Origin of the sequence: Proteus vulgaris, from assembly GCF_016647575.1 — a bacterium.
In the GTDB taxonomy this organism is placed as follows: domain Bacteria; phylum Pseudomonadota; class Gammaproteobacteria; order Enterobacterales; family Enterobacteriaceae; genus Proteus; species Proteus mirabilis_B.
In genome coordinates this window covers 788,338-809,583 of sequence record NZ_CP032663.1, presented here as the reverse complement: position 1 = coordinate 809,583, position 21,246 = coordinate 788,338, and the positions used below count along the sequence as shown (strand labels likewise).

The following is a 21,246-nucleotide window of genomic DNA, read 5'->3' as shown; positions in this document are numbered from 1 at the left end:
TCGGTGATCCATGCCTAAGTTTTTTATAGATAGACCGATATTTGCGTGGGTAATTGCGATAATTACCATGCTCGCAGGTCTTCTGGCACTCATCAAACTGCCTGTTGCCCAGTATCCAACGATTGCGCCGCCAGCGATTTCTATCTCTGCGGTTTATCCTGGTGCTGACGCCACCACTGTGCAGAACACTGTTACCCAAGTTATCGAACAGAATATGAATGGTATCGATAACATGGTGTATATGTCTGCGACCAGTGACTCAGCAGGTATGATGAATATCACTCTGACCTTTGAAGCAGGTACTGACCCTGATATCGCGCAAGTACAGGTGCAGAATAAACTGCAACTTGCCATGCCGTTATTACCTCAGGAAGTGCAACAACAAGGGATTAGTGTTGATAAATCCTCAAGTTCATTCTTGATGGTTGCAGGGTTCATCTCAAGTGACGGCTCAATGTCACAAGATGATATTGCAGACTATGTGGGTGCAACGATTAAAGACCCGTTAAGCCGTGTAACTGGCGTGGGTGAAACCCAATTATTTGGTACCCAATACGCAATGCGTATTTGGTTAGATCCAGATAAATTGGTGAAATACAACATGACAACACTTGACGTTATTGGTGCAATTAGAGCGCAAAATAACCAAGTGGCAGCAGGTCAATTAGGGGGTACACCTCCTGTTCCTGGTCAGCGTTTAAACGTATCAATCATTGCTCAAACTCGACTCAATAACGCAGAGCAATTTAGCGATATCCTGATGAAGGTCAACACAGACGGCTCTCAGGTTAAGCTAAAAGATCTCGGTGTAGTTGAAATGGGTGCTGAAAGCTATAGTACCATTGCTCGCTTTAATGGCTTACCTGCTTCTGGTATCGGTATTAAATTAGCAACGGGTGCTAACGCATTAGATACAGCCACCGCTGTGCGTGCTGCATTAGCTGAAATGGAGCCGTTCTTCCCTGCAGGATTAGAGGTCGTTTATCCTTATGATACAACGCCATTCGTTAAGATCTCTATTTTTGAAGTGGTAAAAACGCTTGTTGAAGCTATCATGCTGGTATTCGTAGTTATGTATCTGTTCTTACAGAACTTCCGTGCTACGTTAATCCCAACAATTGCAGTACCTGTTGTATTATTAGGTACCTTCGCCATACTCTCAGCGTTCGGTTATTCGATAAATACCTTGACGATGTTCGCGATGGTACTTGCCATCGGGCTTCTGGTGGATGACGCCATCGTTGTGGTAGAAAACGTCGAACGTGTTATGCAAGAAGAAGGTTTATCACCTAAAGAAGCAACACGTAAATCCATGGGACAAATCCAAAGTGCATTGGTCGGTATCGCCCTTGTACTTTCTGCGGTATTTATTCCAATGGCATTCTTTGGTGGTTCAACAGGTGCGATTTATCGCCAGTTCTCTATCACCATCGTATCAGCAATGGTTCTGTCTGTTTTCGTTGCCTTGATTTTAACACCTGCACTTTGTGCAACCATGTTAAAACCTGTACCGAAAGGCAGTCATGGTGTGCAAACTGGTTTCTTTGGTTGGTTTAACCGTACCTTTGAAAAGAGTAGCCATCACTATACTGACAGCGTATCCCGTACACTTCGTGGTACTGGTCGTTACTTATTGATTTACGTTTTATTAGTAGCGGGTATGGCATTAATGTTTATTCGCTTACCTGCATCGTTCTTACCTGAAGAAGACCAAGGTGTATTACTGACAATGGTTCAGTTGCCAGCTGGTTCAACGCAAGAACAAACGCAAGACGTATTAGAAAGAGTAAACGACTACTTCAATACCGATGAAAAAGAACTCGTTAAATCTGTCTTTACCGTTAGTGGCTTCGGCTTCGGTGGTCAAGGTCAAAATATGGGTCTGGTTTTCGTTGTATTGAACGATTGGGATGAACGTAAAGCAGATGAAGACAAAGTTCCCGCAATTGTAGGTCGTGCCAATATGGCATTATCCCAAATTAAGGAAGCCTTTGTTTACTCATTTAATATTCCAGCGATTGTTGAGTTAGGCTCTGCGGGTGGTTTCGAATTCGAGTTAGTGGATAAAGCTAACCTCGGTCACGAAAAACTCATGGAAGCTCGAAATCAACTACTTGGAATGGCAGCACAACAGCCTCAAATGTTAATGGGTGTGCGTCCTAACGGTCAGGAAGATACTTCACAGTATCGTCTGTATATCGATCTAGAAAAAGCACAAGCTCAAGGCGTTGCAGTGAGCGATATCTATTCAACATTAGGTACAATGTTTGGTGGTAGCTATGTAAACGACTTTATCGACCGCGGTCGTGTTAAGAAAGTTTACGTTCAAGCGGGATCTGAATTCCGTATGTTGCCACAAGATATCGGTAATCTTTATGTTCGTAACAATGTCGGTCAGATGGTTCCATTCTCATCGTTCATTGATACAAGTAAAGATCCTTGGTTATACGGCTCTCCTCGTTTAGAGCGTTATAACGGTTTACCAGCAGTTCAAATTCAAGGTAGTGCAACACCAGGTCAAAGTAGTGGTGACGCAATGCTGATGATGGAAGATCTCGCAAGTAAATTACCAAGCGGTATCGGTTATGAATGGACAGGAATGTCATATCAAGAACGTTTATCGGGTAACCAAGCGCCTGCGCTGTATACCATTTCCTTGATAGTTGTATTCCTCTGTCTTGCTGCTCTTTATGAAAGCTGGTCAGTACCATTCTCTGTTATGTTAGTCGTTCCACTCGGTGTTATTGGTGCGCTTGCATTAACATCAATAAGAGGCCTTGAGAACGACGTTTACTTTAAGGTTGGGCTCTTAACAACCATTGGGTTATCGGCGAAAAACGCAATCTTGATTGTTGAATTCGCCAAAGACTTGATGGAGAAAGAAGGTAAAGGACTCATAGAAGCAACGCTAGACTCTGTTAGAATGCGTCTACGTCCAATTCTAATGACTTCACTGGCCTTTATGTTAGGGGTTATTCCTCTAGTATTAAGTAACGGTGCAGGTTCTGGTGCTCAGAACTCAGTAGGTACAGGTGTATTCGGTGGTATGATTGCCGCAACTTCCCTTGCTATCTACTTCGTTCCTATTTTCTTCGTCGTGATCCGTAGACGATTCGCGAAGAAAAATGAAGATTTAGAGCATCCAAATCATTCACACTAATTTGAATGAATTTGAGTAAAAATGCCAAAAAGGTCGCGAAAGCGACCTTTTTCTTTATCTGTTGATGTATTGTTTAAAATGAAAACTTATCTCATTATATTATTTTTAGGAAATATCTCTTTAATCAATAAATTCATTTTATTTTTTTTCTTATATGCGACTTTTTGTCAAAATTAAACAGCTCTGTTATTTATAAATAACAGCGATAATTATGCCTCATTTACACGCTTAAACATTCAAATAACAATAAAAACAAAGATAATCATCACGTTAAGAAGAATAGTCTTTAATTGGGGTTTCTCGATTTTTACGAAAATAGACAAAATTCTGTTGTTCAGATAGTGACTTATGCAATAATAGTGCTATATTAAGCAAAGAAATACTTACTGTATAAATTTTAAACTCATTTGTGTGTAATTGAGTGTTTAGTATTGTCTTTCGATATGCTATTACTTTGTTAGAAATAATAAATATAATTATTAAACTCTTTTAGCATACGAGTAAATATAAACACCCATTTTCAAATTTATGTTTTTTATTAATCCATTAATGAATTATGTGATGTATCCTATTAATAAGCTCATCTTTAAGTATTTATCATTATTAATGAATATTTTCTATTAATTCAATTACGATATGTTATGGACGAATATTCACCAGAAAAAGTAGATTTAGCCGAATTGTCGTTTCTATGCGAAGAGCTATTACAGCAAGCTTTAGGCTCATTAGATAAAGGCAGCACAGTTTGGCACAATGATCTGAGTAGCACAAAAAGCGTTGACCTTAATGTCTTAATTGAACACATTATGGACTTCAGTTGGAAATTTAAGATTAAACACCCAGATAAACATGTAATTAACACGCTTATAGAAGAGTACCTTGAAGAGACTTATCGTTTATTTGGTAATACATCAATTTCTTACTCAGATATCAATAATTGGAAAGAGTTAAACCAATCACTTTTAACTCTCATTGCCAAAAACCCGAAAAGTTATATTAAGTAATTTTAATTATCTTTAGTTTTATTTTAATAATAGAGAAAAGACAACATGACTAAGACAGACTATCTAATGCGTTTAAGAAAATGTACTTCAATCGAGACATTAGAACGTGTGATTGAAAAAAACAAATATGAACTCTCTGATGATGAGCTGGAGCTGTTTTATTCAGCCGCAGACCACCGTTTAGCAGAACTCACAATGAATAAGCTATATGATAAAATTCCAGCGTCTGTTTGGAAATTTGTAAGATAATCTAGTTCTATTTAATTGCCTTAGTTTTATTTTTGCTATTTTTATTTTTTATAGTAGTAGGGTTATTAGTTCTTAATTTAGATATCGTTTTATTCACGTTTTCTTATCAGTAGAATGATTACACACCATCATGCCGTTGACTTATTACGGCATGACTGCACTGCTTTGCCCAAATATTCTTTCCATTTATAAACACTGTCGCAGATTTCCCAATAATAATTGATACATTAAGCACACTATTTTCTATTTAATAATATCGACTCTCAAGCCCACAGAGAATGGGGCTAAAAACATACTGATAAAGAGTAAAAATATTAGAAAGAGGGATAAAATTCTTAGAGGATAACATTTATGAAGGGCTAGAAATTGGGTGGGGCCTTGCCAGCGACATCCCGGCACACGCGACACCTGCCATGGCTGCTTCCTTCCGGACCTGACCGAGTTAACAAGTTAGCGTTGCGGGAGAACCAACAAGACCCCATAGATTGTCTTATTGCTAAGACGTCACGCATTATGTTTTAAACTGACTTAAATAGCAAGGAAAGCAAACCTAAGTGATGATTAATTACCCAAATCTACACTCGCTGATTATTCAATTGCCTTTAACGCTCTTTTTGCCTCTCATAAATTCATCAAAAAGTATTCAATAAGCTGATAAATAATAATCTCCAGCAACTCTGTGCGTTTATCACTAGATTGCGATCTAAGAGAAAAAAGGAGATTATTTTTTATCTTCTTAGGATTGTATATAATCAACTTTATAAAAAATAACCAGATCTAATGATACAGGTACACTATGAGTCAGGCATTGAAAGATCTCATCAATTTGATGGCGCTTGAAAAAATAGAAGAAGGTCTATTTAGAGGTCAAAGCGAAGATTTAGGATTACCTCAAGTTTTTGGTGGGCAAGTTGTAGGCCAAGCACTATACGCTGCAAAACAGACAATTGCTGATAACCGTTATATCAACTCATTTCATAGCTACTTTTTACGTCCTGGTGATAGCCATAAGCCTATTGTTTATGATGTGGAATTTATCCGTGATGGCGGCTCATTTAGCACTCGTAGAGTCAGTGCTATTCAGCATGGTAAACCTATTTTTTATATGACGGTTTCTTTTCAAGAATTTGAAGAAGGTTTTGAACATCAAGATGCAATGCCTGATGTTCCTTTTCCAAATGAACTTATCTCACAACATGAGATTTTAAAGAAATTAGCGCCTAAATTACCTGAACCGATTAAATCTTTAGCGCTACGAGAAACGCCTTTTGAGGCGCGTCCAGTGCAATATTTTAGCCCTTTTGGCTACTCTAAAGCGCCTGCTGAACGCTATGTTTGGTATCGTAGCCGTGGTGAAATGCCATCAGATCCTTTCTTGCATCAATACTTGCTTGGCTATGTTTCTGACTTTGACTTTTTACCAACCGCTCTCCAACCTTATGGTTTAGGCTTTATGGATACAAGTCTGCAAGTTGCTACCATTGACCATTCTATGTGGTTTCATCGTCCATTCCGAGTGGATGATTGGTTGCTTTATGTGATCGAAAGCCCTTCAGCATCAGGCGGTAGAGGATTTGTGAGAGGTAAATTCTTTAATACAAATGGTCAGCTAGTGGCGTCTTCTGTTCAAGAAGGGGTTATTCGCCAAAAACGTACTAAACATTCAAAATAATATCTTGGCATATTCCCCCCTCAAAAGAGGGGGAATAGACAATTACTGTTGATAAGCTCTTTCACCATGAGTTGTTAAATCTAATCCATCATGCTCTTCCTCTTCTGAAACACGTAAACCCACCAGCTTATCGGCGATTTTAAAACTGATATAAGCGACAATACCAGACCAAATCACAGTGATCACAACACTCATAAATTGAATTAAAACCTGTTTAATCAGTGTCATATCATCACTATATCCCACACCACCTAAAAATGAAGCCGTAAATACCCCCGTTAATAGACAACCTGCAATACCGCAAGTACCATGAATACCAAAAACATCACAAACATCATCAGCTTTTAACCAGCGCTTTAAAACAACAACTCCCCAAAGCCCAATAATTCCTCCCATGACACCAATAAATAAAGCGCCCATCACTCCGACCGTGCCAGCAGCAGGCGTAATCGCCACTAACCCTGCAATACAGCCTGAACAACTGCCTAACATAGAAGGTTTGCCTCTGGTGATCCATTCTGACGCAGTCCAAGAAAGCACGGCTCCTGCGGTTGCAATGACTGTATTTAAAAACGCTAAAGCCGCAATTGCATTTGCACTGCCAGCAGAGCCTGCATTAAAACCGAACCAACCGATATAAAGTACAGCTGTACCTGTAAAAACCATGGGCAAGTTATGGGGTTTAAGCGCTGTATGCTGGCTATCACGTCGATTACCAAGTAAGTAAGCACCAACAAGTGCCGCAATAGCAGCATTAATATGTACGACCGTTCCACCTGCAAAATCTAATGCGCCATCATCGATTAACCAGCCACCTTCTCCCCATACCATATGCGCAATAGGAATATAAGAAAAAGTGAACCAAATAATCGTAAAAATAAGTAATGCAGAAAAACGAATGCGCTCTCCTAATGCCCCAACAATTAATGCAACAGTGATAACCGCAAACGATCCTTGAAAAGCAACATGTACATATTGATTAATTGAACCAGATAGTGAATCCAGTGAGACATTATTCAAAAAAGTAAGTGACCACCCACCCCAAACTTTATTACCCACAGTAAAAGCCAAACTGTAACCAAAAGTTATCCAAAGAATGACCACAACACTAAAGATCATCATCACTTGTGTTATCAATGAAAGTACGTTTTTACTTCTTAGTAATCCCCCATAAAACAAGGCAATACCGGGTATAGTCATAAAGAAAACCAAAGCAGTACATATCAACATAAAGCCATTATCCGCTTTATCAACAAGCACTGTTTCAGTCGCAAATACAGGTGAAGAAAAGTGTGTAAGCACTAACATTAATAGCAAAGAAAGTAAGCGTTTCATCGAATATCTCCTTTAAAGTGCTTCATCACCAGATTCACCGGTACGAATACGGACTGCCTGCAATAATTCCAAAACAAAAATTTTTCCATCACCAACTTTTCCTGTATCCGCGACTTGCATAATCGCTTGCATTACTGGCTCAAGTTGTTCATCACAAATAGCGAGTTCTATTTTTACTTTGGGAAGAAAATTAACTTCGTATTCTGCTCCTCTATATAACTCTGCATGTCCTTTCTGCCGCCCATATCCCTTTACTTCACTGATTGTCATTCCCTTTATGCCTAACTCAGAAAGTAACTCTCGTGCTTCTTCTAATTTAAATGGCTTAATAATGGCGATGATATATTTCATATAAACCTCGTCGATATTTGAAAGAACAAAGTCTATATAGCAAAGCAAAAGACATGCCATTATTTAACCCATTGATATAATAGTTAAATATCGAAACTTAGAATAATTAAAATCGAAAAATTCACAGAATTGGTGCAAAAAGATGACTGCTATTTTGCTCAAAGCAAGATAATCGGGAAATAAAAAAGGGCACATACATAAAGATGATGTGCCCTTTAAAATTATATTTTTTATTTAAGGTTATTATTCTACTTCAATAGGCTCTTGTTCTTGTAAAGACTCTCTGACTTGCTGTAATTGATACATATTATAGTATCTGCCTTTTTGTGAGAGTAGCTTAGCATGATCACCCTGCTCGACAATTGCACCACGATGAAGCACTACAATTTCATTGGCTTCAATAATAGTGGAAAGTCGGTGAGCAATAACAATCAGTGTCGTTTTTTCCCTAACCACTTTTAACGCCTTCTGTATGGCTTGCTCTGTTCCTGAGTCAATATTTGCTGTTGCCTCATCCAAAATAAGAATACGAGGAGGTATTAATAGTACACGCGCCAATGCAAGTAACTGCTTTTGCCCAGCAGATAAGCGACTACCTTGCTCACCAAGTTCTGTTTGTAGCCCTTCAGGTAAGGCTTTAGCCCACTGATCAAGTTGCACTGTCTCTAGTACCTGCCACAAATGTGATTCATCACATTCACGCCCTAACGTAATATTGTCATGCAGTGAACCTGACAGTAAAACAGGATCTTGCTGCACCATCGCAATACCACTGCGTAATGCGGCGTGAGAGTATGCTTCTAACGGTTGATTATCTAAAGAGATACTCCCTTTTTGCCAAGGGTAATTTCCCATTAATAAACTGGCTAAAGTACTCTTACCGCTTCCTGTGTGCCCAACAAATGCGACAAAATGACGAGCAGGAATAGTTAAATTGATATCTTTTAATACCCATTGCTCATCACGATACGCAAACCACAGAGAGTTAACGTCAATATGACCTTGGGTGATGATATGTGATGATGAACCGTAGTGCTGCAAAGGAGCATCCATTAGTTCAAAAACACGCTCACCAGAGACAACCGCCTGTTGTAAAATCGATTGTTGCGATGTCAGGGTGATCAAGGGTTCATTTAATCGACCTAAATAACTAATAAATGCATAAATAACCCCAACACCAATAACAGCACTGCCTTGATACCCAAACAGCATTAATAAACCACATAGAACCAACGCAGAGAGCATACTTAGTAAAGGACGTAATAACAGGCCATCGAGTTTTAACGCTTTCATACGTGCTTGATAATGCTGCCAGCTATCATCCGACATTCTTTCACCAAATCGAGCTTGTTGCCTAAATTGCTGAATAACTGACATACCATTGATGACCTCGTGGAAGCCATCATTTATATTGGCAAGGAAATGGCGCACATTACGAACTATTGGCGTACTAAGCCGCTGATAAAGCATCATCACACCAATAACGGCAGGGAAGATTGTCATCGCGATTAATGCCATTTGCCATTCTAATAAGAACATGGCTATCAGCATTACAACCACTAAAGCAATCGCTCGGAATAATGTCGGTAACACGTTCACAAACAAGTCTTTAATCGTCTCGGTATCATTTGTTACACGAGAAATTAACTGCCCCACAGGTTGATTATCGAAAGCACTTAACGGCTGTTTTAGTGCCGCACTCATTACATCCGTGCGTAATTGTTGCACAACCCCAACGGCAGCATGATTAAACACAATAGCTTGATAATAGTGAAGTGTGGCGGCTATCACCTGTAAAAGAATAAAAGCTAACGCCAAACCTAATGATGACATTAATTCCACATTATTTGTGGCGACTTTTGCATCAATAAAATAACCAACAATTAATGGGCCACCCACTTCTGCAACGGCGGCTACCCACAACATAATGACTCCCCATGTCATGGGTTTGCGATAGGTTTTGCCATAAGTCAAAAGACGCTTTAATGCAGGTAATAGCGCTTTAACGGATTTATTTTTATTCATCGTCATCCAGCGCGGCCTCTAATTGCTGATAATGGTACATATCTTGATACCAACCCGGTATTGAAATTAATTGCTGATGTGTACCTTGTTCTATAATTTCACCCTGTTTTAAAACTAAAATATTCGTAGCACCAACTAATGCAGATAAGCGATGAGCGCTAATAATTAACGTTCTATCTTTTCGCCATTGCGACAAGTTCTGCAAAATTTGATATTCAGTTTGTCCATCAACAGCGGATAGAGCATCATCTAATAATAAAATTTCAGCATCCAATAATAGCGCTCGAGCGATAGAAATACGCTGTTTTTGCCCACCAGATAACATTACACCCTTTTCACCTACCTGCGTTTGATACCCTTCAGGTAAGCGTAAAATATCCTCATGAATATTTGCCAGTTTCGCAACAGACTCTATTTCTTCTTTTGTCGCATTAGGACGACCTAAGGCAATGTTTCCCGCAATGGTATCTGAAAATAGGAATGGTGTTTGATTAACAACTGCCAAACGGGCTCGCCATTCATCAAGTTTCAATTGATAAATAGGTATGGATTGAAAACGAATTTCACCTTCAGTCACATCGTAAAGTCGTTGAATAACGGTAAGTAATGTACTTTTTCCACTCCCAGTCATTCCACAAATACCCAACATTTCACCGGGTGACAATGTGAAATGAACATTTTTCAGTGATTCTGTTGTTTGTTCGGGATATTGGAAACGTTTGATATCAACAGATAGCACACCTCGACCTTGCTTTGGTGATAATTCACCATCAATCATATCGAGTTTTTCATCCAATAAACTATTAATTCGGCTATAAGCAGCACTGCCACGCTCAACAATATTGAACATCCATGCTAATGCCAGCATTGGCCAGATCATTTGCCCCAAATACATCACAAAACTGGTTAATTCACCCAATGTCATTTTGCCATTAATAACAAAATAGCTGCCACCCGCAACAGCGAGTAAATTAGCAAAACCAATAGCCATGAAAATAGTAGGATCAAATAGCGCATCAATTCGTGCAACACGCATATTTTGGCGTCCAGTTTCTTTTGCAACATCATCAAAACGAGAGGCATGTTGTTGCTCTAGTCCGAATGATTTGATCATGCGAATACTACTCAAGCTTTCTTGTGCTTGATTATTGAGTGAAGAAAAAAGTGCCTGTGCGGTTTTAAAGCGACTGTGTAGTTTATCGCCATATCGCTTAATCAAAATCGCCATGATTGGCATAGGTAATAATGAAATTAGTGTTAGTTCCCAACTCAACTGAACACTCATCATGACAAGTACAGCAAGCCCCATCACCATAGAATCCACTAAGGTCAGTACACCTTCGCCCGCTGCGAAAACGACTTTATCAACATCATTGGTGGTACGTGCAATTAAATCACCAGTACGATAACGGTGATAAAATGAAGAGGATTGTTGGTTAAGTTGTTGGTAAATTTGCATCCGCAGTTTTACTGCGAGTTGATAAGATGCACCAAATAACCAAAGACGCCAAAAATAACGCAAAAGATAAACTGCGAGGGCAATTAATACCATCACACCAATCCAATTCATCACTTGGCTAAATGTCAGACTATGGTTATCGACACCATCCACAATGATCCCAACAATCTTCGGAGGGATCACCTGTAATACTGCGATAACCATCAATAAGAAAATGGCACCTACATAACGACGCCATTCACTGAGGAAATACCAACTGAGCTGTGAAAATAGAGCCACGCCTTAAATCCTAAGGTTATACAAAAAATAAAAGTGCCAGTTGGTAAAGATGAACCTTATTCAGGTATCGGCATTGCCGTTGTGTATTTAATTTTTTCCATTGCGAAGTTAGAAGTCACGTCAATAAGACCCGGTACGCCATTAACCATACGCTTATAAAATAGGTCATAACTTTTCATGTCTACTACTTCAACATGCATTAGATAATCACACTCACCCGCCATTCGATAGAATGTCAGTACTTCTGGCATTTGCTTAACAAATGAAACAAACTGTTCGTACCATTCGCTATTGTGTTGCTGTGTTCTAATCATAACAATAACTGTTAGACCTAGCCCGATTTTTTCACTATCAAGCAGCGCAACACGCTTACGAATATACCCTTCATCCTCTAGTCTTTTCAATCGTTTCCAGCAAGGTGTTGAGGTTAGGTTAACAGCCTCAGCCAAAGTATTCAGTGAGAGGCTTGAATCTTCCTGTAACAGCGCTAATAGTTTACGGTCAATCTTATCTAACATAGATACTCCTTCAAAATATGCCCCTACAAAAAATAATGATAACCTGCCCCTTACTATAAGAGTAATCATCTAATGATAAATCGGTAATAAATTGCCATAATATATGTACTTTTATGCGTACTAATCCCTATAGAAATTCAATATTCAGGAGTATTCTGATGAAAAAAACGGTCGTTGTCTTTAGTGGTGGACAAGATTCGACAACCTGCCTTATTCAAGCATTGGAAAAGTACGATGAAGTACATTGCATTACATTTAATTATGGGCAACGCCATAAAGAAGAAATTGAGGTAGCACAAAAAGTTAGTCAATTACTGGGGGCAACTGCGCATAAAGTTTTAGATGTAAGTTTACTCAATGAACTCGCTATCAGTAGCCTAACTCGCGACAATATTCCTGTTCCTGATTTCAAAGAAAGTGAAGAAAGTGATATTCCAAGTACCTTTGTACCGGGTAGAAATATTCTTTTTCTCACTTTGGCGGCAATTTACGCTTATCAAATTGGAGCTGAGAGTGTTATCACGGGTGTTTGTGAGACTGATTTCTCTGGTTATCCTGATTGTCGTGATGAATTTGTAAAAGCACTGAATCATGCTGTCAGCCTAGGTATTGCACGTGATATTAAATTTATCACCCCATTAATGTGGCTAGATAAAGCCGAAACATGGGCCCTTGCTGATTACTATAAAAAGTTAGATTTCGTTCGTCACGAAACCTTAACTTGCTATAACGGTATTCAAGGTGATGGTTGTGGTGAATGTGCAGCTTGCCATTTAAGACAACGTGGATTAAGCACTTACTTAGCCGATAAAACACCAATTATGCAGGCAATGAAACAGAAAGTGGGCCTTAAATAATCATCATAATTACTTTGCTTATTATCACTGCTACCCGTCGCTCTATTCGCTTATGCAGTGATAATTCACAAAGCATTATCACTGCATTAAATCATCTTTAATTAGCCTAATAGCATTGAGCGAGAGAGCTCTAATACCCTTTTTTTGTATTAGGATGATTGGCGTACATACTCAAGCTTCTCTCTTAATTGATCCGTTAAGGTCAGTGCTTTTTTGGTGTTAATATCGACAAGAACAAAAGTAATTAATGCATCAGAGATAAGCGCACCGTCTTTTTTTCTCACGATTTTTTGAGAAAGTACGCCACTTTTAATCCCCACTTCAGCAACGTCACAATCAATCAGTAACTCATCGCCTAAACTTGCAGGTAAGCGATAATTAATATTGATATTAGCAACGACTAATGCCAAGCCATTACGCTTAAACCAGTCAAAATCTAAATGTTGCTCAATCCAATCCCATCGGGCTTGCTCTAAAAACTCAAGGTAACGTGCATTATTCACATGTTCAAAAACATCTAAATGAAAGCCATAAACTTTAATTAATGTACTCATATCAATTTATTACCTCTTGATTATTCTAATAAACTTTTTATAAAGTTTTTTTGCGATACCATAAATATAGCCAAGAAAATAAATTTAGTAATTTCTGATATAGGTTTATTTCGTTTTCTTTCAGAACAGAAAGTGCTAAGAAAACGTGTTTCTCTTATCAAAAAAATCAAAGAGAAACACGGGGACTTTCAATCAATATTCACGTTTTTGCTATCACTTATACCTACATCGTATAAGAATGAACACCTTAATTAATAACGATAAAATCGCGATTTTGATCAACCAACTTCATACCAATTCCAAAAACTTTTTCAAGTTCATCGATAGAGGTAAAACGTCCTAACTGCTCGCGATAATCAATAATGGCCTGCGCTTTTGCTTTTCCGATCCCTTTTAATCCCATTAATTCATCTACTGTTGCCGTATTTAAATTAACTTTACCATCTGCATTGGCTTTATTTTCTTTTGCATCACGATCAACTGAGGTGTGAGTTTCGATAGAAACTGTTGGTGTTGAAGTCGGTGTTTCTTCTGCATAAGAGAGAGGAGAAAGCCCTAATCCTAAAGCAAGACAAATAGAGGCCATAAAACCTGACAACATTCTTTTATCCATCTTCATAATCATAATTTCCTTTTATTCAATAATTTTAAATTCAATAGCAAACAGAGATTTCTGAATGCAGAAAAAGAATGCCAATATATTGATAAATCGACAATTGTATAAAAAGAAAACTACGAGAAAGCAGGAAAAATAAAAATGAACAGAAGAAGCATTACAAAAAATTGTCGGACTTGCTCTCAAATGTGAACTTTTCTAGAAATGGAGTTATTAGCTTAAATTATCAAAGACTGTTCGCCATAAAAAAACCCAGCTTTATGCTGGGTTTTTAATGTAATAACTCAAAATTGATTATTGATAATCTTTATCAAAAATTTCAATTTTAGCGTTATCTTTTAGGTCACGTAACATAAGTTGTAACGCTTCTTCGCCCATCTGAGCACGATAGAGATTAGTCATAAACTCTAGTTGTTCAGCTGTTGGTTTGCCATCTGTTACGCTGTCTAATTGAATGAGGACGACTTTGGTACCAGGTACATTAGTCATACCATACTCTTTTTTACCTTCAGCAGGTTTTGGCATAGAGAAAATAGCGGTTTGTACTACATCTGTTGCAGATGAGTGAACAATGCTTTCTTCACTACCAAACGAAATATTAGCCGCTTTCAGTGCTTCTTCGCCTTTGCCTTCTTTCAATGCAGCTAAAAGTTTTTGAGCCTGAGCATTCATTGCTTGTGATGCTTTTTGCTGTTTAACTAGCATAACGACTTGATCACGCACTTTATCTAATGGTTGACTTGCTGAAGGCTTATAACCTTCTACACGCACGATAAATGCGCTGTCATTACCCAACGTCACCATGTCTGAATTCATGCCTGTTGGGCCATTTTCATCCACTAATGAACCACCAAAAATTAACTGGGTGAGTTTTTCATTATTTAATGGTGCAGGAACGGTGTTTTCATCAAACCAATCAGTATTAACAACAGTTACATTGCCCGCTTTAGCCGCAGGAGCTAATGTGTCGTTGTCGTTAGATGCAGCTTGACTCACTTTTTGTTGTAATGCGAAGAAATCGTCAATTGCTTTGTTTTCACGCATTTTTGCCAGTAAATCTGTTTTCACTTCATCAAATGGTTTTACAACAGATTGTTTAACATCATCAAGGCGGAAAATTGCGTAACCGTTGCTGATTTTAACAGGTGCAGAAATTTGGCCTTTTTCTGTCAAACTTGCATTAGCTAGCTCTGGTAATTCTTGACCGATAGTTATCCAACCTAAAGAACCATTTTGTTTTTTAGAGAAGCTATCAATAGATTTTTCTTTCACTAACGAAACAAAATCAGCGCCTTTTTTCAGCTCTTCTTCTGCTGCTTTAGCGGCTGCTTCATCAGCTAGAACTAAGATGCTGTATTGTTTTTGTCCTGCTGCTGTGAATTCATCAATATTACTATCGTAGTAAGCCTTCGCTTCTTCATCAGTAATGTTGATGTTATTAAAATCTTTTTGAGCATTTAATTGAATATAGCTAATTTTAAATTGCTCTGGCGCGATGAACATTTGGTTATTTTGCTCATAGAACGCTTTCACTTCTTCATCAGATGCCGTTTCTTTTTCAAGGAATGGCTGAATGTCCAATGATGCTAAACGTACATTACGGCTTTGTAGCATCAAGCCTGCAAATTCTTTAACTTCGCTATCTAAGGCAAAATCTGTACCTTGAATAGAAAATTTCAATTGCTGATTGATAAGGTTTTGACGAATACCTTCTGCAAAGGCATCAGCATCAATATTATTGCCTTTCAATAAATCGACATATTTTTTATTGTCAAATTTGCCATCAGTTTGAAAGTAAGGAAGTGCAAAAATAGCATCTCTAATTTGCTGATCACCGGCTGAAATACCCAGATTTTGTGCAAATTGATCAAGTAATGCTTGGTTGATCAGCATATCAAGCGCTTGTTGGCGAATAAGTTTCTGACCTTCTTCCGATGAAGCAAGAGCAGCAAAATTTTCACCCATATCTTGTTGTAATTGAGCACGACGTTGCTGATAAGTTTGCTCTAATTGAGAACGGCTAATTTTATATCCGTTAACTTCAGCAGCATCATTAACGCCTGAACTAAAGAGATATCCGCCCACACCGGTTAGGACGAAGGAGAGGATGATCACAGCTAATAATATCTTTATAAATGGATTATTAGCAGTGGAACGAATGTTGTCCATCATAACGAGACGAGGCTCCGTTTGGTGAAATAAAAATTATTTTTATGGGTGTTACACGACTATTTTGAGCACAGCGAAAAGATAATATGCCCATGCTGGCTTAATATCAAAATGTCGCGACACGCGACAATCATTAAAAACAGCCAGTCCCGTATTAATGCGCAGTCTTAACACGCACTTTCTATAACTAAGAAAAAACTAAACAGCATTATTTGATTCATTGATTACGATAACCATTTAACCCATCACTGAATCATTCATTGTTGTCTATTTCAGTTATAGAACAACGCGTCATTCTATCAAATGACTACTTCAGTTTCACGTCTTATCGCCAGAGAATACAAGGTTTAATCGTGATTTATAACCTAAAAAAAGAAAAGCGCATCTCAAAAAGATGCGCTTCATTTTTTAATTGAGTCGTTTTCTGTTTATCCATAACGTTAAGCTAATAACAAATTGGCAGAAAATAAGTTCAACTATTATTGATTAACTGCGTCTTTTAAGCCTTTACCAGCACGGAATGCAGGAACTTTCGCAGCTTCAATTTGAATTTCTTTACCTGTTTGTGGGTTACGGCCTGTACGAGCTGCACGATCACGTACAGTGAAAGTACCGAAACCTACTAATGCTACATCATCACCTTTTTGTAAAGATTCAGTGATAGAAGCAACCAGAGCATCTACAACACGACCAGCTGCCGCTTTTGAGATATCTGCATTTGCAGCAATTTTGTCGATCAGTTGAGTTTTATTCACGCTTTCATCCCCATAATTTTATGCGTTATTTTTCACCATTAATGGCAAATTTTGCAAACGTCGTTATATCAAGCCTTTTTAGATATAGCAAGACCGATAAAACAGCATTTTTAATTAAAATCCCAATTAAATTAGCGACACAAAAAAAGGCTGGCAAGCTTTTATTACTTATCCAGCCTTTTTTTTAGCTATAATTTATGACTAATATCACTCTTTAGTGTGATTTATCAGTCACAACTTCCATGCCAAACGGCGAGTTTTGCAGGGCTAGCGATAAAACTTCCTCAATTGTTTTCACCGGGTGAATATCCAGGTCAGCAACAATATTTTCAGGAATTTCTTCTAAATCACGTTTATTTTCATCAGGGATAAGAACTGTCTTAATTCCACCACGATGTGCAGCAAGTAACTTTTCTTTCAGTCCGCCAATTGGCAATACTTGTCCGCGTAACGTAATTTCGCCCGTCATTGCAACATCCGAACGTACAGGGTTACCTGTTAGGCTTGATACCAATGCAGTACACATTGCGATACCTGCACTTGGACCATCTTTTGGTGTTGCGCCTTCAGGAACGTGTACGTGCATATCACGTTTTTCATAGAAATCGCCATTAATACCAAGTTTATCAGCACGAGCACGAACCACGGTCATTGCCGCTTGAATAGACTCTTGCATCACTTCACCTAAAGAGCCGGTGAATGTTAGCTTGCCTTTACCCGGTACACTTGCTGTTTCAATAGTCAGTAGATCACCACCAACTTCTGTCCATGCAAGTCCTGTAACCATACCCACTCGGTTTTCTGTATCAGCACGACCGTAGTCAACTTTACGAACACCTAAGTAGTCTTTGAGATTATCTTCGTTAATCTCAATATGTTTGATTGTGCTATCCATTAGCAATTGTTTTACTGCTTTACGGCATAATTTAGAGATTTCACGTTCTAAACTACGTACACCCGCTTCACGCGTGTAATAACGAATAATGCCCATAATTGCGCTGTCATGAATTGTCAGCTCACTTGGTTTTAATGCATTACGCTCAATCTGTTTTGGTAGCAAATGTTGCTTAGCAATATTCAGTTTTTCATCTTCGGTATAGCCTGATAAACGAATAACTTCCATACGATCTAGCAACGGTGCTGGTATATTCATGGAGTTAGATGTCGCCACGAACATAACATCAGACAGATCGTAATCAACTTCCAGATAATGGTCGTTAAACGCGATGTTTTGCTCTGGATCTAACACCTCTAACAGTGCAGAAGCTGGATCGCCACGCATATCTGATGACATCTTATCAATTTCATCTAACAGGAAAAGTGGGTTTTTGACGCCAACTTTCGCCATTTTCTGAATTAATTTACCTGGCATAGAACCGATATAAGTACGACGGTGACCGCGGATTTCAGCTTCATCACGTACACCACCTAACGCCATACGAACATATTTACGGCCCGTTGCTTTAGCAATAGATTGACCCAGTGAGGTTTTACCTACACCCGGAGGCCCTACCAAGCACAGGATTGGCCCTTTAATTTTGCTAACGCGAGATTGTACCGCGAGATATTCAAGGATACGTTCTTTAACACGCTCTAAACCATAATGGTCAGTATCAAGAACCTCTTGCGCTTTCACTAAGTCTTTTTTAACTTTGCTACGGCTATTCCAAGGAACTTGAACCATCCAATCAATATAACTACGTACAACCGTGGCTTCAGCTGACATTGGCGACATCATTTTTAATTTCTGAAGTTCCGCTTCTGTCTTCTCTTTTGCCTCTTTCGGCATTTTTGCAGCGTCGATTTTACGTTTCAGCGATTCCATTTCATCAGGTGCATCATCCATCTCACCTAACTCTTTTTGAATCGCTTTCATTTGTTCGTTGAGATAATACTCACGCTGACTCTTTTCCATCTGCTTTTTAACGCGGTTACGAATGCGTTTTTCAACTTGTAGCAGATCGATTTCTGATTCCATCATCGCCATTAAATATTCAAGGCGTTCTGTAACATCAGACATTTCAAGTACAGCTTGCTTATCTTTTAATTTCAGCGGCATATGAGAAGCAATGGTGTCTGCTAATTTCGCTGATTCTTCGATAGCATGTAATGAGGTTAATACCTCTGGCGGAATTTTTTTATTCAGCTTGATATAACCTTCAAACTGATTAATCGTTGTACGATTTAAGACTTCCTGTTCGCGCTCATCAACTGCTGGCGTTTCAAGGTATTCTGCTTTCGCCTGAAAGTATTCACCATTGTCAGATAACGTCGTAATTTTGGCACGACGAATACCTTCGACAAGTACTTTCACTGTTCCATCAGGCAGTTTTAGCATCTGTAAAACAGAGGCAACTGTACCAACAGAAAAAAGATCATTAACACCTGGTTCGTCAGTAGATGCATCTTTCTGCGCAACCAGCATAATTTGTTTGTTGTCGTTCATCGCAGCTTCTAAGCAATGAATGGATTTTTCACGACCAACGAACAACGGGATCACCATATGCGGATATACAACGACATCACGTAATGGCAATACAGGTATTTCAATACGTTCTGGACGCTCAGGATTCATAGAGCTCTCTCTTCGTTTTTAGCTTAACGCTTTTACAGGTAATTTTATTCGCATGTCACCAAATAAAATTAATTCCACGGATTGTCAAAATATATAAGGGCACTTTTCTGACATTCAATAGCATTACCCATTAAAAAAACAAAATGAGGGAAAATTCCCTCATTTTTATTGCGTTGGCACGCTTTATCTTAAATTTCTCTCTTATTTTGAGAGAAAACTAGATAATGTCAGACAAGAGACATTGCCAAATTACGATGCATTATTCACCTGAAGCCTGATTTTCTGGTTGGCTATAAATAACCAGAGGCTCAGATTTTCCATTAATAACGCCTTCATCAATGACCACTTTTTCTGCATTTTCAAATGAAGGAAGGTCATACATCGTATCAAGTAATGCTGCTTCAACAATTGAACGTAAACCACGAGCACCTGTTTTACGTACCATCGCTTTTTTCGCAATTGCAGTCAGCGCTTCCTTACGGAATTCTAAATCCACACCTTCTAATTTAAATAATGCCTGATATTGCTTAGTCAGTGCATTCTTAGGTTCTTGTAAGATTTGGATTAATGCTTCTTCGCTTAATTCGCCTAGCGTTGCAACAACAGGTAAACGACCAATAAATTCAGGGATAAGACCAAATTTAATCAGATCTTCTGGCTCAACTTGGGCTAATAATTCACCTTCGCTAGCTTTCTCTTTTTGGCTTTTAACTTCTGCGCCAAAACCAATACCTGAATGTGTATTTAAACGCTGTGCAACAACTTTATCGAGCCCTGCAAATGCACCACCACAGATAAAGAGGATCTTAGAAGTATCTACTTGTAAAAACTCTTGTTGTGGGTGCTTACGTCCGCCTTGAGGAGGAACAGAAGCCACAGTACCTTCAACTAATTTCAATAATGCTTGCTGTACACCTTCACCAGACACGTCACGAGTGATTGATGGGTTTTCAGATTTACGAGTGATCTTGTCAATTTCATCAATATAAACAATACCACGTTGTGCTTTTTGCACATCGTAATCGCATTTTTGTAGCAGTTTTTGAATGATGTTTTCAACATCTTCACCCACATAACCCGCTTCTGTCAGCGTTGTGGCATCTGCCATAGTAAAAGGAACATCAAGGTAGCGTGCTAATGTCTCTGCTAATAACGTTTTACCGCTACCAGTAGGGCCAATCAGCAAAATATTACTTTTCCCTAGCTCAACACCATTGGCTTTATCGCCATTACGCAGACGTTTATAGTGGTTATAAACGGCAACAGCCAAAACTTTTTTAGCCAATTCCTGACCGATAACATAGTCATCAAGGTGCTTACGGATTTCATGTGGCGTTGGCAATTCACTGCGTTCATGATGAGGTGCCAGTTCTTTTATTTCCTCACGAATGATATCAACACAAAGATCGACACATTCATCACAGATATAAACCGACGGACCAGCAATCAATTTTTTCACTTCATGCTGGCTTTTACCGCAGAAAGAGCAATACAGAAGCTTCCCTGAGCTATCTTTGCGCTTATCTGTCATCAGTCAACCTCACTTAGTTATTCCTCTTATCATTTATAAGAAGAAGAAAGTCTTTTTACATAAATATTGATAGCAGCTTCCTTTGCATCATTGACCAACAAAGGAAACGTATTAATTCAGTTACTATTACAACGTGT

Annotated in this window: 16 protein-coding genes and 1 other RNA gene; 5 read left to right on the top strand and 12 right to left on the bottom strand. The window is 38.6% G+C overall.

Going from position 1 to position 21,246, the window contains the following annotated elements:
- The first annotated feature begins 10 nt into the window (after window positions 1-10).
- The 3 genes from D7029_RS03715 (at window position 11) to D7029_RS03705 (ending at window position 4,413) form a co-directional block, all read left to right on the top strand.
- Window positions 11-3,160: an efflux RND transporter permease subunit gene (locus D7029_RS03715; RefSeq protein WP_194951874.1), complete on the top strand. Its 3,150-nt coding sequence runs from the start codon at window positions 11-13 to the stop codon at window positions 3,158-3,160.
- Window positions 3,161-3,801: 641 nt separating this feature from the next.
- Window positions 3,802-4,164, top strand: a complete 363-nt coding sequence (tomB, locus tag D7029_RS03710) for an Hha toxicity modulator TomB (protein ID WP_099074230.1) — start codon at window positions 3,802-3,804, stop codon at window positions 4,162-4,164.
- Between the two features lie 45 nt (window positions 4,165-4,209).
- On the top strand, window positions 4,210-4,413 hold the full coding sequence (locus D7029_RS03705) for an HHA domain-containing protein (RefSeq protein WP_006535062.1): 204 nt from the start codon (window positions 4,210-4,212) through the stop codon (window positions 4,411-4,413).
- Between the two features lie 376 nt (window positions 4,414-4,789).
- Here D7029_RS03705 and ffs read toward each other — a convergent pair.
- An RNA gene (ffs, locus tag D7029_RS03700) (signal recognition particle sRNA small type) lies at window positions 4,790-4,886 on the bottom strand.
- 323 nt (window positions 4,887-5,209) lie between these two features.
- On the opposite strand from ffs, the gene tesB reads away from it, so the two are divergent.
- Complete coding sequence (gene tesB, locus D7029_RS03695) at window positions 5,210-6,085, top strand: acyl-CoA thioesterase II (RefSeq protein WP_088493671.1); 876 nt, start codon at window positions 5,210-5,212, stop codon at window positions 6,083-6,085.
- A gap of 42 nt (window positions 6,086-6,127) precedes the next feature.
- Here tesB and amtB read toward each other — a convergent pair whose 3' ends face one another.
- The 5 genes from amtB to D7029_RS03670 all read right to left on the bottom strand — a co-directional run bounded on the left by amtB (window position 6,128) and on the right by D7029_RS03670 (window position 12,052).
- Entirely contained in the window at window positions 6,128-7,420 is a 1,293-nt protein-coding gene (gene amtB / locus D7029_RS03690; protein WP_194951873.1) for an ammonium transporter AmtB, read from the bottom strand.
- Window positions 7,421-7,432: 12 nt separating this feature from the next.
- A complete protein-coding gene (locus D7029_RS03685; RefSeq protein ID WP_194952577.1) occupies window positions 7,433-7,771 on the bottom strand; it encodes a P-II family nitrogen regulator in 339 nt (112 codons plus the stop codon).
- Between the two features lie 243 nt (window positions 7,772-8,014).
- A complete protein-coding gene (locus D7029_RS03680) occupies window positions 8,015-9,802 on the bottom strand; it encodes a SmdB family multidrug efflux ABC transporter permease/ATP-binding protein (RefSeq protein ID WP_324187750.1) in 1,788 nt (595 codons plus the stop codon).
- Entirely contained in the window at window positions 9,789-11,534 is a 1,746-nt protein-coding gene (locus tag D7029_RS03675) for a SmdA family multidrug ABC transporter permease/ATP-binding protein (RefSeq protein ID WP_194951871.1), read from the bottom strand. The genes D7029_RS03680 and D7029_RS03675 overlap by 14 nt, the downstream gene beginning before the upstream one ends.
- Window positions 11,535-11,590: 56 nt before the next feature.
- Window positions 11,591-12,052: an Lrp/AsnC family transcriptional regulator gene (locus tag D7029_RS03670; protein ID WP_036911686.1), complete on the bottom strand. Its 462-nt coding sequence runs from the start codon at window positions 12,050-12,052 to the stop codon at window positions 11,591-11,593.
- 158 nt (window positions 12,053-12,210) lie between these two features.
- Between D7029_RS03670 and queC the strand changes: the two genes are divergently transcribed.
- Window positions 12,211-12,909 carry a 7-cyano-7-deazaguanine synthase QueC gene (gene queC, locus D7029_RS03665; RefSeq protein ID WP_088493675.1) on the top strand — a complete coding sequence of 233 codons (699 nt, stop codon included), beginning with the start codon at window positions 12,211-12,213 and terminating at the stop codon, window positions 12,907-12,909.
- A gap of 149 nt (window positions 12,910-13,058) precedes the next feature.
- Here the strand turns inward: queC and D7029_RS03660 are convergent, their stop codons facing one another.
- The 6 genes from D7029_RS03660 to clpX form a co-directional block, all read right to left on the bottom strand.
- A complete protein-coding gene (locus tag D7029_RS03660) occupies window positions 13,059-13,463 on the bottom strand; it encodes an acyl-CoA thioesterase (protein ID WP_023580858.1) in 405 nt (134 codons plus the stop codon).
- 247 nt (window positions 13,464-13,710) lie between these two features.
- Window positions 13,711-14,082, bottom strand: coding sequence for a ComEA family DNA-binding protein (locus D7029_RS03655; RefSeq protein WP_228766730.1), 372 nt, complete (start codon window positions 14,080-14,082; stop codon window positions 13,711-13,713).
- Window positions 14,083-14,373: 291 nt separating this feature from the next.
- On the bottom strand, window positions 14,374-16,251 hold the full coding sequence (gene ppiD / locus D7029_RS03650; protein ID WP_194951869.1) for a peptidylprolyl isomerase: 1,878 nt from the start codon (window positions 16,249-16,251) through the stop codon (window positions 14,374-14,376).
- Between the two features lie 476 nt (window positions 16,252-16,727).
- Window positions 16,728-17,003 (bottom strand): nucleoid-associated protein HU-beta, encoded by a 276-nt coding sequence (hupB, locus tag D7029_RS03645; protein ID WP_036911695.1) that lies wholly within the window; start codon window positions 17,001-17,003, stop codon window positions 16,728-16,730.
- A gap of 214 nt (window positions 17,004-17,217) precedes the next feature.
- The gene (gene lon, locus D7029_RS03640) at window positions 17,218-19,578 is read right to left on the bottom strand and encodes an endopeptidase La (protein ID WP_075671981.1); all 2,361 of its coding nucleotides are present in this window, start codon (window positions 19,576-19,578) and stop codon (window positions 17,218-17,220) included.
- A 259-nt stretch (window positions 19,579-19,837) separates the two neighbouring features.
- Window positions 19,838-21,109 (bottom strand): ATP-dependent protease ATP-binding subunit ClpX, encoded by a 1,272-nt coding sequence (gene clpX, locus D7029_RS03635; RefSeq protein ID WP_194951868.1) that lies wholly within the window; start codon window positions 21,107-21,109, stop codon window positions 19,838-19,840.
- Window positions 21,110-21,246: the final 137 nt, after the last annotated feature.